Source organism: Nonomuraea solani (genome assembly GCF_900108335.1).
Taxonomy (GTDB): domain Bacteria; phylum Actinomycetota; class Actinomycetes; order Streptosporangiales; family Streptosporangiaceae; genus Nonomuraea; species Nonomuraea solani.
This window is the reverse complement of the sequence record NZ_FNVT01000034.1, coordinates 50,689-65,643: the sequence shown is the minus strand read 5'-3', so window position 1 is coordinate 65,643 and position 14,955 is coordinate 50,689. Positions and strand designations below refer to the sequence as shown.

The window sequence follows — 14,955 nt, the reverse complement described above, 5'->3', positions numbered from 1 at the left end:
GATTTCCCGGAAGCGGCCGGGAGCGCGCCGTTGCGACGCTGGACGTATGAAACGCCTCGCCACCGTGTTCGTTCTCGGGGCGGCGGTCCTGGGATTCGCCACACCGGATCTGAACCCGTTCCTGGAGCTGGACGTGGCGGAGGGCCCGCCGGGCACCGCCGTCCAGTTGACGCTCCGGCGGGCCGAGGCCGGTTGCGCGGATCCGGGGCCGGCCCTGTTCGACGGCAAGCCGCTCGCCGGCAAAGTGGAGCGGGAGAAAGAGGCGGGAGACAACTCCTGGTGGAAGTTCGTCTATTCGCTGACCGTGCCGGAAATCGCGGCCGGGAAGTATTCCGTGGCCGTGCAGAGTGATCTCACGAACGAATTCTGTCCGGTGGACGTACCGGGAACGGTCTTCACCGTGACCCAGCCCATGCCGCTCGGGCCGACCATCACCCGCACCGGATCACCCAGTCCGAGCCGGACCACCAAGACGCCGGCACCGACTCACAGCCCGACCTCGACCCGGGCCCCCTCCCTGTCCCCGTTCCCGTCCGTCTCGCCGGAGTCGCCGCCCTCCACTCCGCCGGTCACCAGCCGGCCTCCCGCCACGCGGTCCGCGACGGTGGCCACCACCGCGACCACGAGTTCGCCGACGAGTTCGCCGACGGGTTCGTCGCAGGCGGCTCAGTCGCTCCCACCGCCGACCACCTCCCAGCCGCCGCAGGCCGCACCGGCCGTCGTGGTCGCCAGGTCGACGACGGAGGCCACCTCCGTGCCGCGCGCCCCGTTGCCCGCCGGGCTGCGGCCCGCGTCCTCGTACACGATCGAGGCTCTGGCGCAGGCGGTCGTCATCGCGGTGGCGCTGGTTCTGGGCATGGTGCTCATCGGGTTCCCCGCCGAGTACTTCAACAAGCTGTTCGAGGAGCACCGGCACCGGCTGCGGCCCCGATGGTGGCCCCGGCCGCCGGTACGCGTGGCGCCGCGGTTGCTCGTGGTCCTGGCGGTCGCCTCGGCCGGGCTGCTGTTCACGCTCGCGAGCGGGCCCGCCCCTTCCCTCGCGCTCACTCTGGGTTCGGTGGCCGGGTTCGGCGCGGCCTTCCTGGTCACGACCGTGGCCTACGAGCTGCCCGTCGAAATCTGGCGTCGGCGGCACGCCCAGCCCACCGGAACGCTGAAGGCCGTACCCGCCGCCATTGTCGTCGCGCTGGTCTGCGCCGCGCTGTCTCGCTGGCAGAGCTTCCAGCCCGCGTACGTCTACGGGGTGTTCGCCGTCTTCCTCGCCACCGGCCGCAAGGACCTCGACACCCGCCCCGCCGGACGGGCCGTGTTCTCGGGCTGCCTGACCCTGCTCGGCGTCAGCCTCGCCGCGCTGCTCATGTGGCTGTCGCTGAGCGGACTCACCGTCGCGACCCACTCGTTCGGCCTGTACGTCGTCGACCTGACACTCGCCACGATCTGGGCCGCCGGGATCCAGTCGGTGCTGTTCGCGCTGACCCCGTTCGCCTTCATGGACGGCCCGAAACTGCTGCGCTGGCGCAAACTCGTGTACGTGGCCGTCGCCATCGTCGCGGCGACCGGCTTCTGCTACACCGTGCTGACCAAGGACCCACAGCCCTTCGACGCGGGCGAGCTCGCGGCGGCCGGTTGGCTGTTCGCCGGCTTCCTCCTGGTCACGGCCCTGTTCTGGCTGCTGTGCCACCTTCTCGGCCGCCGGGACAGCCGCCTGCGGCCCGCCGTGGGGGAAACGTCATGAGCCGGCCCGGGTGTCACGTGCGTTCCCGCGTGCTGACCAGCACCGCCAGGGCGGCGACGGACATGGCGATCGCCAGGCCGTACATGAGCGGGGTGAAACCGCCGAACGCGGCGGCCACCTGCGGGCCCGCGCTGCCGCCGACCGCGAGCGTGAAGGAGAACAGCGCGAGCGCCGTCCCGCGCGCCTGTCCGGCACCGGCGGAGATGGACTCGTTCATGCTGGGCAGGCCGCCGGTGATGGCGGCCACGTAGAGGGCGAGCAGGAGCACGAGGGCGACGGTGCCGGTGAGGCCGATCGTGGCGAGTGCGATCGCTCCGACCGTCAGGAACGCCACCGCCCTGGTCGTGGTGGGGATTCTGGCCAGCCAGGGCATGAGCAGGGGCACCAGCACGATCGACGGCAGTCCGGCCGCGCGCAGGGTGAGCAGTTCGGCGGGCGAGGCCACGCCGTAGATCTGCAGGCCGGTGTAGACGGCCACGAAACCGGCCAGCAGCACGGTCGTGGCCAGGTAACGCAGGGACAGCACCCGGTTGAACAGCAGCCGGGGCACCGGCCGGTAGGCCGACAGCAGGGAACCGGCACTCTCGCGACGCCGGTCGCGCCCCAGGTCGGACCGCTGATCGTCCGACCGGCCGGGCCGGCGGTCGCGCGGCGGTTCGGGCAGGTGGCCGCGCGGCGGTTCGGGCAAGTGGTCGGGCTGCATGACGGCCCGTACGGCGAAGGTGGCCCCCAGGAAACCGGTGGCCGAGAGCAGGAACAGGCCGCGCCAGCCGATCACGTCCACCAGGAGTTGGGCCGCGACCTGCAACAGGACGGCCGAGGCGAGGAACGCGCCCGTGATCGCCGAGATGGCGACCACGCGGCGGCGGGGCTCGATCCGTTCGGCCAGGTAGGCCATGCCCGCCGGCGGGAACATCGCCACCGCCACCCCTTGCGCCGCCCGGAGCCCGAACGCCACCTCCGGCGACGGGCTCAGCGCGACCAGTGCCGTGGTGGCGGCGGCCAGCGGGAGCCCGAACATCAGGAGGCGGCGGCGTCCGTACCGGTCGGAAAGGGGGCCGAACACCAGGAAACCGACACCGTACCCGATGCCGAACGCGGTCACCAGCCACGTCAGGCCGCCCGGCGGGGCGCTCCAGCCGGCGGCCATGGCGTGCAGGAGCGGGATCACGACGTACAACTGGCCGCTGGCCAGGACGGCGGTGAGCGTGAAGGCCGTCAGCGTGCGGGCGAAGGGCGCCCAGCGGGGCGGGGCTTCGGTGATGGGGAGAGTGAGCGTCATGGCGTTTGACGCTAGCCAACCAACTGGTTGGATGTCAACTGAATGGTTGGTTTGCAACCAACCGGTTGGTGGCTAGGATGGTCGCCATGGCACCCAAGGTCTCGACCGCCGCCACCAGGGCCGCCCTGCTGGAGGCCGCCCGGGAGGAGTTCGCCGCGTACGGCGTGGCGGGCGCCCGCGTGGATCGCATCGCCGAGCGCGCCGGCGTCAACAAAGAGCGCATCTACGGGCATTTCGGCAGCAAGGAGAAGCTGTTCGACGCGGTCATCACCGAGGCGCTCGACGACCTGACCGCGCAGATCGCCCTGCCCGGCGCCGACCCCGTGGACTACGTGGCCAGGCTGACCGACTACTACCGCACCCACCCCGACCTGGTGCGGCTGCTGATGTGGGAAGCGCTCAACTACCGGGGCCAGGAGCTGCTGCCCGGCCAGGAGTCCAGGGTGGAGCGCTGCGGCCGCAAGGTGGCCTCACTGGCCGAGGGCCGGGGCGAGGAGCCGTCGGCCGGGACGGCGCGGACGTTGTTCATGCTGACCGGGCTGGCGATGTTCCCGGCGATGATGCCGCAGCTCGGGCGCATCATCCTCGGGGATTCGGCCGACGACCACGAGGCGTTGCGCGATCAGATAGCGGCTTTCGTCACCACTGGCCTTAAATAGGGGCTTGTATGGCCACGGTGAGCATCGGGGGGCGCTCGGCGATCAGCCCGCCACGGTGAGCATCGGCGGGCGCTCGGCGATTCCGATGTCGCGCTCTATGACGTCGTGGCCGTCCGCGCTTCTGCTGAACTGCGCGAGCCACGGCGACGGTTCGCCCCGCGTACGGATCTTGCCCTGGCGTTCCAGGCGTGACCACGCGGCCAGCATGATCTGCGAGGCCATGCCCCCGAGGGCTTCGGTCGACTGTGGCGCGTGCTCGCGCGACCCCAGGTCCACCTGGGCGAACGCGTCCAGCCCGGCCAGTTCGAGCAGGTCGATCAGCAGCCCGAGCTCGACGCCGTAGCCGGTCAGGAACGGTACGCGTTCGAGGGCCGAGCGGCGGCCCGCGTATTCCCCGGCCAGCGGCTGGACGAAACCGGCCAGTTCGGGCCAGTGCAGGTTGAGCAGCGGGCGGGCGACCAGCTCCGTGACCCGGCCGCCGCCGTTGGGAGCGCCGTTGAGCGGGCGGTCATAGCAGCCTTTGGCGTACACCACGGTCGGGTCGGCCAGCAGCGGCCCGAGCAACCCAAAGACCAACGAAGCACGAAATTTCCGGATATCGGCGTCGGCGAACACCACCAGATCACCCGTCGTGACCGCCAGCGACTTCCACAGCGCCTCCCCCTTACCGTCGAGCGGCGCGAACTGCGGCAGGATCTCGTCCTGGGCGTGCACCCTGGCCCCGGCCCGCGCCGCTACCAGCGCCGTGTCGTCGGCGGAGCGCGAGTCGATGACCACGATCTCATCGACGAGCCCGTCCAGCTCACGCCGGATCACCCCGACGATCTCGCCCACGGTCTCCCGCTCGTCCCTGGCCGGCAGCACGACACTGACCGTGGTCTCCCCCTTGGCGGCCACCAGGTCCCGCAGCGGCCAGTCCCGGGCGGACGACGTACGGCGTCGCAACCATCCCTGCACTTCAGGCAGCATGCGACCCCTCCCCCGAATCCCCATATGTCAGCTTATGTGACGGGTCGTGCCCCTCTCCTGTTCCCCGCGCCGCGCAGCGCTCACCTGCGGCTCCCCCGGTTTCAGCGGCTTCCGCGGTCGAACAGCGGCTGACGGCGCGATCGCTCCACCATCTCGTTGCCGTACGCCGGCGTTTCCGCCTCGTATGCGCCCTTCGCGATGGCCAAAGGCGTGCCCTGACGAACACAGCCGGTAACGACCCGGCCCAGTGACCGGGCGTCGCGCAGAGTGGCGTTGGCCCCTTCGCCCCGGCCCGGCGACATGGCGTGGGCGGCGTCTCCGGGCAGGGTGACCGTGTCGCCGCGCCAGGGCGTCAACGGCTGGGCCGAGCGCAGCCGTACCGCGAAGGTGGCCGCGGTGTCGGCCTCCCGCACGAGCCGGACCGCGCGGGATGCCGGCCGTCACCCTGCGACGTCTCCAGCGCCAGCCGCCGAGCCAAGCGCAGTCCAGGACCGCGATATCAGAAGCTCTGATGGGGTGGGCGGCGGCGCGTGGATCGGAAGTCCCGAGGCCACGCTCGGGCGGGGTCGGCCAAGATACGACGGAGACCGTCGGCGTCGGCTGTCCAGGGACAACGATGCGTGAACGCGGCCGGAGGCCCGATCTTGTGTCACCGTTCGCAGTGGACTTCTTCGCGTAACCGCTCAGATCGGTCAACGGCGCACCCGATAACGCAGGTGAAGCACCCGGTTGCCCTGAATCACCACGTCAGGATCCTCCAACAGGTGCTGCGCGCCGACCGACCCGAAGTAGCGCTTGCCGGACCCGAACACGACGGGTACGACGTCCATGCGCACCTCGTCGACCAGACCCGCGGCAAGCATCTGGCCACCGACGTCGCCGGCGGCGACCTCGACCATGCGGTCACCCGCAAGCTCCTGCGCCTTGGCCATGGCCGCCTCGACACCGTCGACGAAGTGAAACGGCGCCTCGGGGTCCCAGCCCTCGGGCATCGGCCGGTGTGTCACGACGACCACGTGGTCGATCCCGCTCGGAGGCTTCCCGTCCCAGCCGTCCGTGATGTCGAAGACGTGGCGGCCGGCGATCGTCACTCCGATCTGGTCCCAGTACGGCCGGGTGTAGTCGTAGGACGTCTGCGACACCTTCAGCTCGCCGCTCTCGTCCAACGGGACGTCACCGCTGGACAACCAGTCGAACAGCGGTCCGGGCTGATCATTCTCGTCCGCGATGAAGCCGTCCACCGACACCGTGCTGTACATGACCACCTTGCCCACGGGACTCTCCTCTGCTTCGGGGTGCCCCAAAATTAGCGTGTCGTGAGCCGCCGCTCTTGTAAGAAATCAATCGGCCGGCAGCGGCCAGCCGTCCAGCACGTGGCCGGGATGTTCGCGCAGGAACCGCCGCCGGACTTCGACGTACCGGGTCGGCGTGAGCCCCGTGAACGCCCGGAACTCGTGGCCGAAGTGGGCCTGGTCGAAGTAGCCCGCGCCACCGGCGAGGTCGCTCCAGTCGATCGGTCCGGCGGGGTTGATCGCGAACACGGTGGCGGTGAAGCGGTAGGTGCGGGCCAGCCGCTTCGGCGTGACGCCGATGAGCTCCTTGAACCGCTGTGCCAGATGAGTGCTGCTGACACCGGCTGCCACGCTCAGGTCGCCGATCGCCACCGCCCCGCCGGTCGCCGCGATGACGCTGCTCGTATGGCGGACCAGCCCCAGACCGGCGGTCTCGCACAGCCGTCGCATCAGCTCCTCCTCCAGCAGCGTCAACATCTCGTACGGCCCGGCCGCCGTGGCCAGCCGGTCCCGCAGCTCGGCGATGGCGGGCCGGCCCCAAACCTGCTCCACCGTCACCGGCCGGTCGCACAGCTCGGCCGCGGGCATCGGCAGGAACGGCGCCAGCCCCCACGGCTTGACGTGCACGCCGACGGACCGGGTCCCCGGCGGATAGCCGAACTCGAAGGCGCGGGTGGGCATGGTGACCACGCAGCCGTCGGCGTACTCGGCCGGCTCGATGTCGGTGCCGGCACGGATGCGGAACGGCGCCCCGAGGTTGACGATGAACAACGCCGACGGACTCGGCGGCAGCATCAGCCGGGCGTACGGCGGCGCACCCTCCAGGTAGTAAAGGTCGTCGATCAGCCCGTCCAGCGGCGGTCGCGGCACTCTGGACACGTACTTCACGCCCACAGTATCGCCGACGCCCACCAACCCGGCACCGGCGGCAGCGGCAGCGGCGGGCGGGCCGTCGTGCACGCCGCCCCCGGCACCGGCGGTGTGCTGGTGACCCTGCCGGCCACCGGCCGGGAGACGGCGCTGGGCCCCGACGACGTCGCCGAGCTGAGAACCCGGCTGACCCAGGTGGGCGGCCGGGTCACGGTGGAGCGGGTGCCGTACGTGGAGTCGTGGATCCCGTCCTGACTACCCGATGCGGCACGCCGGCTGAGCGAGCAGCGGCGCATCGGCTGGGCCGCCGCCGACCACGGCATCTACACCGACGCGGCGGCGCTGCTCGGCCATCAGCAGACGTCCTGATAGGGCAGGCCGGACAGGTAGCGGGTCCACTGTTCCCTGCTCAGGCCGCCGCCGGTCACCAGGCAGGCGGTCTCGTCGAGGTGGCGGCGCAGCTCGTACGTCGGCCGCAGGTCCCACAGGACGACGTCGCCCCGGCTGCCGGCGGTGGCCAGGGTCTCGCCGTTGGCGGAGAACGCCATCTGCCAGACGGTGTCGACGTTGTCGGACAGTGCGGTGCCGAGCTGACGGGGCAGGATGCGGTTGCCGAGATCCCACAGATAGGCGTTCTGGTCGATGCCGCCGGTCACCATGATGTCCGTGGTGGGGGCGAACTCCAGGCTGACCGCGCTGATGGTGCCGTGCGCGACGAGGGGATCGCCAAGGCGCCGGGCGCCCTCCCAGAGGATGACCGCCCCCTTGCCGTCGCCGGTGGCCAGCAGGTCTCCGGTGGGAGAGATCGCCGCGGTGGCCACGTCCGCATCGTGACCGATGAGCCCGGGGCCCAGCCGGCGTGGATGCCGGGGATCGGTGATGTCCCACAGCCGGGCACCGTTCGGATCCCCGGGGCCGTCCGTCCGGGGCTTGGCCGACCCACCCGAGTCCGCACCTTCCTCGTTCGTCGCCGTGGCCGGGAGCGTCGGATCGGCGACGGCGGTGGCGGTGGGCGTCGCGTACGTGCCCGACCCGACGACGACGGCGAGCACGCGGCCGTCGCGCACCCGCCGGACGCTCAGCACACGCTCCCCTTCCAGTACGGACGCCAGACGCAGCGAGCGGCCGGGAACGCTCACGTCCCAGAAGATCGTGCCCTGGTCTCCGGCCACGATGAGAGTCCTGCCGTCCGGGGAGAACACCAGGTTCCGGATGATGTCCGTGGGCCCGGTGAGCGAGGTCGGCAGCCGGCGCGGGCGGGCGGGGTCGGCCAGGTCCCACAGGATGACGGTCTCCTGGCCGTCACCGGTGGCCAGGAGACCGCCGTCGGGACGGAACGCCACGGCGTCGACCCCCTCGCCCATGTGCCCGTGAAGGGTGTTGAGCCGGCGCGGCCTGGCGGGGTCGGCGGTGTCCCAGAGCACGACGGTGGTGTCCCGGCCGCCCGTCGCGATCATGGTGCCGTCCGGGGTCATGTCGAGGGCGTAGATCTCTTTGAGGTCTCCCTGGTGCCCGACGAAGGGCGGGCCGAGAGCGCGCGGGCGCCCGGCGCGTCCCAGGTTCCAGAGCGTGATGTGGCCGCCCGTGCCACCGGTGGCGACCATGCCGCCGTCCGGTGAGAACGCCAGCGTCGTGTCGTCCTGACCGGCGATCAACGTTTCGGTCCGGGAGGGAAAGTCCGGGTTGGAGAGGTCCCACAGGAGCAGCCCGACGTCGCGGCCCGCGGTCGTGGCCAGCGTGGCGGCGCGGGGCGAGAACGTTACCTTCGACCCCATGCTCACGCGAAGGAGATCACGGGCGGGCCGGGGGGCGGCCGGGTCGCTCACGTTCCACAGTCCGATGCCCCGGAACATCCCGGCGGCGGCGAGGATTCTGCCGTCGGCGGAGAAGGAGAGCGAGTCCACGAGATCACGTGGCCGGGGCACGATGCGGCCGAGCCGGCGCGGCGCCTCACGCTTCCCGGCTCGCGCGGCGCGCTTTCCGACGAGCGCGGCGCGCTTTCCGATGTCCCAGAGCAGCACCGGGTCGTCGCCCGAGCCGGACGTGGCGATCGTGGCGCCGTCAGGGGAGAACGCGAGCGCCTGGACGCGCTTGGGATAGACGGTGAGCGGGCCTCCGATCGGGCGGACGCGCGTGGGATCGGTCAGATCCCAGAACCGCAGGGCGGGATCGGCCTTGGCCGAGGTGGCCAGGACGGTGCCGTCCGGGGACAGCCACGCCCCCATGTCCCGATATTTCGTGCCACGTACGGGATTGCCCAGAGGGCGAGGATGTTCCGGGTCGGCGAGATCCCAGATCGTGACGTCGCCGTCCCAGCTCACCGCGACCAGCCGATGGTCGCCAGAGAACAGCACCGTGGCACCGGCCTCGAAGCCCTTGAAGGGCGCGCCGACCCGGCGGGGGCGCAGCGGATCGCGCAGGTCCCACAGCATGATCGCGCCCGAGTCGAACCCGGCGGCCAGATAGCGGCCGTCGGCGGAGTAGTCGACCGAGCGGACCGCGCTCGCCACGCCGGTCAGCCGCCCGGCGTAGGGCGTGGTGGTGATCGCGGTCTGCAGCGAGGCGTAGGTCTCGGCGTCGGGGTGGATCCGGTAGGCGGCGACATTGAGCGTCAGCGCGGTCCTGGGGTCCGAGTGCAGGGCCGCCTCCGCCTTCGCCACGAGCTGCCGGGCGGTGGCGACCCGCTGCTGTTCCCGCGCGGCCGCCCCCTGCTCCCGCGCCGCGCTGCCCTGGAACAGCGCGACCCCGCCGAAGACGAGGGCGACCGCGAGCAGCCCCGACAGCGTGACGAAGGTGAGACGCCGCTGCCGCCTGCCCCGGCTCTCCGCGCGTACGCCGGCGTCGAGGAACAGGCGCGGCGTGCCGGTGAGAGGGTCGGCCCGCCAGCGCGTCTCGGCGTGCAGGACGGCGGTCAGCCGCTCACCCCGATACAGGTACGACGCGTTCCGCCCGTTGCGCTCCCAGTCGTCGGCGTCGTCGATCAACTGGCTGCGCAGCGCGTGCCCGGTCAGGTCGGCCTCCAGCCAGCCGCGCAGCCGGGGCCAGTGCTGGAGCAGGGCGTCGTGGGAGATCTGCGTGGACCCGGCGTCGACGACGATCAGCCGCCGCCTCGCGAACACCTCCAGCACCTCGTCCATCTCGGACAACGCCGCGCGAGGCACCGTGCGCCGGGCCAGCTTGGCCTCCGGCGACACCACCGTCAGCCGCTGGAACGCCTGGCGGGCCACCTCCCGGCCGTCGGGGGCGAGACTCTCGTACGCGGCCTCCGCGCTCGCCGTGACGGCGTGGGTCACGCCGCCGGTCAGGGCGTAACCCCGGTGCGTGAGGCGGTCGCCTTCACGATGCTCCCAGACGGTCAGCATCGCCTGGGACAGCAGCGGGAGCACGCCCGCGTCGAACCCGCCCGACGAGGACCGCAGCTCGCCGAGAATGGTGTCGACCAGGCCCGACTCGACCTCCAGCCCGGCGGCGTCGGCCGGCACCGTGATCGCGGCCCGCAGTTCCCGCTCCGTCATCGCACCGAGGGTGAACGGCCCCTGCAACGCCTCGACGAGCGGCGGATGGTCGGCGCAGCGGTCGATCACGTCGCCGCGCACCGCGATCACGACCAGCGCGGCGGGCGTACCGGCGGATCCCACCGGCACGGTCGCGGCGGCGTGCAGAGCGGCGATGAACGCCGCCCGCTCCTCCACCTCCGCGGCCGTCTTGGCGGTGAAGACCTCCTCGAACTGGTCCACCACCAGGATCAGGCGGCAGCCCGCCACCTCCTCCTCGGGGACCCCGCGCCGCCGGGCGTCGGTGTCCACCGCCTGCCTGACCAGCAGCGACGCGTCCCCGGGCGCCCGCTTCAGCGCGTCGAGCACCGTCCCGACCTCCAGCCCGGCCAGGCCCGCCAGCAGCGTGGCCAGCAGGGACAGCGGGGTGCGGGTGGGCTGGTCCAGGACGTGGCGCGGCCAGTGCCGCGCCGGTTCGGACAGATCGCCCCGGCCTATCGCCGGGAACAGCCCGGCGCGCAGCAGCGACGACTTGCCCGCGCCCGACGCGCCGGTCACCACGAGCAGGCCCGGCCCGGACAGCCGCCCGGACAGCCTGCTGACCAGTTGGGCGGTGACGACCTCGCGCCCGGAGAACACGTCGGCGTCCGCTTCCCCATAGGTCGCCAGCCCCTTGTACGGGCTCCCCTCCGGCCGGCGCGGCCCCCGCGCGCCGCCGGCCTGGCCTGCCGGGCGGGTGCGGCGCTCGATCACCGCCATGTGCTCCAGCAGCAGCCGGGTGTCGGTCGCCTGCCGGTACTGCAGGCCCACCGACACCTGGAGCTCCGCCCGCTGCTGGTCGACGCTCTCCCTGATCAGCCTCAGCCGGTCATCGACGTCGGAAAGCACGAAGGCGAACTCGCCGAACTCCGCGCCGAGCCCGGCCAGCCCTTCGGCCAGGGCCGCCTGCAGGTCGCGGTCGCCGCTCTGGACGGCCGCCTCGATCGCCGCGCCGGCCAGCCCGTACTCCCGCAGCATCCCCGCGATCTCCGTACGCAGCCCGGCAGCGCGTTCGCCGCCGGACTCCAGCGCCTCCTGGATCCGCCGGACCAGCTCGGCCTCGACGTCCTCCGGCCGCCCGCCCTTCGCGCGGATGCCGTCGATGGCCGATTTCACGACGTCGGTCAGCAGGTTCCCGCCGACGGCGGTGAGAGCGCCGATCCCCGCGCCCAGCAGGCCCGGCCCGCCCAGAACCGAGGTGAACGCGCCCGCGGACAGCACGGCCAGCAGCACCGGGGGCGACCAGGTGCGGATCTTCGCCGCGGCCGACCGTACCGACCGGACGACCCCGCCGCGCACTAACGCGGGATCAGCGCTCACCTTTTCAATATCGCTGGCGGCGATCGGCGGAATCAATCACGAAGGGGACTCGCTAAGTAACGAAATGTCACACTATGCCCCGAGCAAACGCTTGGTACAATCACGACGTGCTGCTGGCCGACAAGATCGCCGTCGTCACCGGTGCCGGGCCTGGGCTGGGCCGGACTCTCACGGCGCTGCTGCGCGCGGAGGGCGCCGAGGTCGTCGTGGCCGCCCGCACCGCCGCCGGCGTCGAGAAGATCGCCGCCGAGGTGCCCGGCGCGCTGGCCGTGCCCGCCGACGTGACCAGGATCGACGACGTACGCCGGCTCGCCGGCACCGTGATCGACCGGTTCGGCCGGGTGGACGTGCTGGTCAACGCCGCTTTCCCGGGTTCGCATCGCAGGAACGTGCTCGATATGTCCGACGGCGACCTGGAGACCTGGCGACGGGCCGTCGAGACGGGCGGCTACGGCACGCTGCTGGCCTGCCGGTTCATCGCGCCGCACATGGTGTCCCGGGGCTCGGGCTCGATCGTCAACATCACCTCACTGTCCTCCCGTACGGGTTACGCGGGGCGCAGCGACTACGCCGCCGGGAAGGCCGCCGCGCACCTGCTGTCGCACTGCCTGGCCGACGAACTGGGGCCGTATGGGGTGCGGGTGAACTGCGTCGCGCCCGGCTGGATCGCCAGCGAGACGCTGAACGAGTGGATGCGCGCCCGGGCGGCGGCGGAGGGCGTGACCTTCGAGGAGATCCTCGCCCGCGACGTGTCCGCGATGGCACTGCGCCGGATCGCCACGGAGGAGGACGTGGCCCGCGCCGTCCTCTACCTCGCCTCCGACCACGCCAAGGCCATCACCGGGGCCACGATCGACGTCAACGCCGGCCAACTGTTCACCTGACCAGCCGGCCAACCCAGCCAACGGGCCCACGATCCAACCGACCCGACCCCGACCCAGCAAACCGGACCCGCGATCCAGCTAGCCCGACCCGCGATCCAGCTGACCGGACCTTCGGTCCAGCTTCCTGAACGCGGCAAACAGGTAGTACGCGGTCGTCGCGGTGAGCACCATGCGCACGACGTTGAGGACGTTCCACTGCCAGGCCGCCGCGTTGAGACCCTCGGGGAGCGCGCCGGCGCCGAACAGCCTCGGGAGCACGGTCGCCACGATGTAGGCGTTCAGCACGGCCAGCACGATGGCGGCGATGCCGGCCCGCCGGTGATCGCGGGCCAGGTCGCCGTCGCGGTTGCGCCACCAGAGCACCCACACCAGCACCAGGGCGAGCTGGGTGAGCGGCACGAAGTACACGGTGGCGCTGGTGACACTGAAGAACCCGTCGAGCCGGGCGATCTGGGCCGGACTGTCGCGGACCCAGTTCGGCGAGAAGACCACCGCCTCGTACAGGTTGCCGAACAGCCAGTACGCCATGCCGAGCACGGCGGCCAGGGTCAGCTTCAACTGCAGTGACGGTCGCATGTCAATCCCCTCCGGCTTCAACTTCGGCCCCAGCCCCAGCTTCGGCCCCGGCCCCGGGTTCGGGTTCGGCCCCGGCCCCGGGTTCGGGTTCGGCCCCGGCCCCGGGTTCGGGTTCGGGTTCGGCGAGTTTGGTGAGCAGTTCGTGGAGCGTTAGCCGTTCCTCCGGCGTGAGCGGGGCGAAGAACTCGTCGGAGAGGCGCCGGCCGGCCTCCTCGACGACCTCAAGGCGCTCCCGTCCGGCCGGCAGCAGATGGACCTCCAGCGCGCGCCCGTCGGTGGGGTGGGCGTGGCGTCGCACCAGGCCCATCCCCTCCAGGTCCCGCAGGAGCGTCACCATGACGGGCTTGAACACGCCCAGCCGCTCACTGAGCCGGGACTGCGGCAGCGGCCCGTCCTGGAGCAGGGTCAGGACACCCACGTGGTGGGCCTTGAGCCCGAAGGTGGCCAGCTCCTTGGCGTACCGCTCGCCGCCGTCCGCCGCCACCCAGGCCAGCAGGAACCCGGTCGACCGGCTCAGCCGATCGAATTCGTTAAAAGCCATAACGTTATCGACGATAACGATTCGGCCGAGCCTGTCAAGTCGGGATATGTCGTGCGCCTCCTACCAGGTGACCGGCAGTTCGCGCAGTCCGTAGAAGACAGCCTTCTCCTTGAACACCAGCTCCTCCGGCGCCACAGCACGCGCCAGCGTGGGGACGCGACGGAAGAGCGTGCCGAACACGACCTGGAGTTCCACCCGGGCCAGCGCCTGGCCCAGGCACTGGTGGGCGCCGAAGCCGAAGGCGAGGTGGTGGCGCGCCCCACGATGGACATCGAGCGCGTCCGGGTCGGGAAAGGCGGCGGGGTCCCGGTTGGCGGTGCTCTTCACCGCGATGATGCCCTCACCCTCACGGATGAGCCGGCCGCCGATCACGAGATCCTCGCGTGCGACGCGGCGGGCCTCGGTGTGGGTGACGGCCAGGTAGCGCAGCAGTTCCTCGACGGCGACGGCCACCACGGCGGAGCCGTCGCGGATGGCGCGCAGCTGATCCGGATGGGCCAGCAGCACGGCCGTGCCGAGCGCGATCATGTTGGCGGTGGTGTCGTGCCCGGCCACCAGCAGGAGCTGGCCCATCGTGGCGATCTCGCTCCGGGTCATCGCGCCGGTCCGGTACTGCTCCACGGCCAGCCTGCTGAGGACGTCGTCGCCCGGTTCGGCGCTCTTCAGCTCCACCAGCCTCTCCAGGTAGTCGTTCAGTTCCTCGCTGGCGGCCATCGCCCGCGCCGGATCGCCCTCGTCCATGACGAGTTCGCCGGCCACGCGCTGGAAGAAGGCGCGGTCGGCGTAGGGCACGCCCAGCAGTTCGCAGATGACCAGCGAGGGAACCGGCAGCGCGAACGCCTCCACCAGGTCGGCCGGGTTCGGCCCGGCGAGCAGGCCGTCGATGAGGTCGTCGACGATCCGCTGGATCCCGGGCCGCAGCGCCTCGATCCTCCTGACCGTGAAGTCCGCGATCAGGCGGCGCCGGTGGGTGGTGTGCTCGGGCGGGTCCATCTGCATCAACGTCTTCATCTGCGCGTCGCGGGCCTTGCTCACCGCGTTGGTGTGCGGGAAACCGGGCTGGGAGACGTCGACGCCGGCGCGCGGATCGGCGAGCAGGGCGCGTACGTCGGCATGGCCGGTGACCAGCCACGCGGTGCCGCCGTCCCAGAGCCGCACGCGCGAGACCGGCTCGCCGCCGCACGTCAGCTCCGGCGGCGGGTCGAAGGGGCATCCGGCGGCACGGGTCATGGAGAACATCGGGAAGCTCATGACCTCAAGCCTGTCGCTGTACGGGCCCCGGAGACTTTTCCGG

General features: G+C 71.6%; 13 protein-coding genes. 4 read left to right on the top strand and 9 right to left on the bottom strand.

Features of this window, described 5'->3' with window-relative positions; all coding sequences use genetic code 11:
- Positions 1–46 precede the first annotated feature (46 nt).
- Positions 47–1,735: an FGLLP motif-containing membrane protein gene (locus C4V41_RS56065; protein ID WP_103964251.1), complete on the top strand. Its 1,689-nt coding sequence runs from the start codon at positions 47–49 to the stop codon at positions 1,733–1,735.
- Positions 1,736–1,748: 13 nt separating this feature from the next.
- On the opposite strand, the gene C4V41_RS56060 is transcribed toward C4V41_RS56065, so the two are convergent.
- On the bottom strand, positions 1,749–3,017 hold the full coding sequence (locus C4V41_RS56060) for an MFS transporter (protein WP_103964250.1): 1,269 nt from the start codon (positions 3,015–3,017) through the stop codon (positions 1,749–1,751).
- Positions 3,018–3,103: 86 nt separating this feature from the next.
- Here C4V41_RS56060 and C4V41_RS56055 point away from each other — a divergent pair, with 86 nt between their 5' ends.
- Positions 3,104–3,676: a TetR/AcrR family transcriptional regulator gene (locus C4V41_RS56055; RefSeq protein WP_103964272.1), complete on the top strand. Its 573-nt coding sequence runs from the start codon at positions 3,104–3,106 to the stop codon at positions 3,674–3,676.
- A gap of 42 nt (positions 3,677–3,718) precedes the next feature.
- Here the strand turns inward: C4V41_RS56055 and C4V41_RS56050 are convergent, their stop codons facing one another.
- The 4 genes from C4V41_RS56050 to C4V41_RS56035 form a co-directional block, all read right to left on the bottom strand.
- Positions 3,719–4,645, bottom strand: a complete 927-nt coding sequence (locus tag C4V41_RS56050; RefSeq protein WP_103964249.1) for a glucosyl-3-phosphoglycerate synthase — start codon at positions 4,643–4,645, stop codon at positions 3,719–3,721.
- A 101-nt stretch (positions 4,646–4,746) separates the two neighbouring features.
- A complete protein-coding gene (locus tag C4V41_RS56045) occupies positions 4,747–5,058 on the bottom strand; it encodes an FAD-dependent oxidoreductase (RefSeq protein WP_103964248.1) in 312 nt (103 codons plus the stop codon).
- Between the two features lie 279 nt (positions 5,059–5,337).
- Positions 5,338–5,919: a dihydrofolate reductase family protein gene (locus tag C4V41_RS56040; protein ID WP_103964247.1), complete on the bottom strand. Its 582-nt coding sequence runs from the start codon at positions 5,917–5,919 to the stop codon at positions 5,338–5,340.
- 66 nt (positions 5,920–5,985) lie between these two features.
- On the bottom strand, positions 5,986–6,825 hold the full coding sequence (locus tag C4V41_RS56035; protein WP_200824940.1) for a helix-turn-helix domain-containing protein: 840 nt from the start codon (positions 6,823–6,825) through the stop codon (positions 5,986–5,988).
- A 66-nt stretch (positions 6,826–6,891) separates the two neighbouring features.
- Between C4V41_RS56035 and C4V41_RS62555 the strand changes: the two genes are divergently transcribed.
- Positions 6,892–7,062: a hypothetical protein gene (locus tag C4V41_RS62555; protein WP_160150755.1), complete on the top strand. Its 171-nt coding sequence runs from the start codon at positions 6,892–6,894 to the stop codon at positions 7,060–7,062.
- Between the two features lie 98 nt (positions 7,063–7,160).
- Here the strand turns inward: C4V41_RS62555 and C4V41_RS62550 are convergent, their stop codons facing one another.
- Positions 7,161–11,660, bottom strand: coding sequence for an nSTAND1 domain-containing NTPase (locus C4V41_RS62550; protein WP_160150754.1), 4,500 nt, complete (start codon positions 11,658–11,660; stop codon positions 7,161–7,163).
- A 107-nt stretch (positions 11,661–11,767) separates the two neighbouring features.
- Here C4V41_RS62550 and C4V41_RS56025 point away from each other — a divergent pair, with 107 nt between their 5' ends.
- A complete protein-coding gene (locus C4V41_RS56025; protein ID WP_160150753.1) occupies positions 11,768–12,544 on the top strand; it encodes an SDR family oxidoreductase in 777 nt (258 codons plus the stop codon).
- 78 nt (positions 12,545–12,622) lie between these two features.
- Here the strand turns inward: C4V41_RS56025 and C4V41_RS56020 are convergent, their stop codons facing one another.
- Genes C4V41_RS56020 through C4V41_RS56010 form a run of 3 tightly spaced genes read right to left on the bottom strand, consistent with a single transcriptional unit; the run spans position 12,623 to position 14,912 of the window.
- On the bottom strand, positions 12,623–13,120 hold the full coding sequence (locus C4V41_RS56020) for a hypothetical protein (RefSeq protein WP_103964243.1): 498 nt from the start codon (positions 13,118–13,120) through the stop codon (positions 12,623–12,625).
- 1 nt (position 13,121) lies between these two features.
- The gene (locus C4V41_RS56015) at positions 13,122–13,661 is read right to left on the bottom strand and encodes a MarR family winged helix-turn-helix transcriptional regulator (RefSeq protein WP_103964242.1); all 540 of its coding nucleotides are present in this window, start codon (positions 13,659–13,661) and stop codon (positions 13,122–13,124) included.
- A 60-nt stretch (positions 13,662–13,721) separates the two neighbouring features.
- Positions 13,722–14,912 carry a cytochrome P450 gene (locus C4V41_RS56010; protein WP_103964241.1) on the bottom strand — a complete coding sequence of 397 codons (1,191 nt, stop codon included), beginning with the start codon at positions 14,910–14,912 and terminating at the stop codon, positions 13,722–13,724.
- Positions 14,913–14,955: the final 43 nt, after the last annotated feature.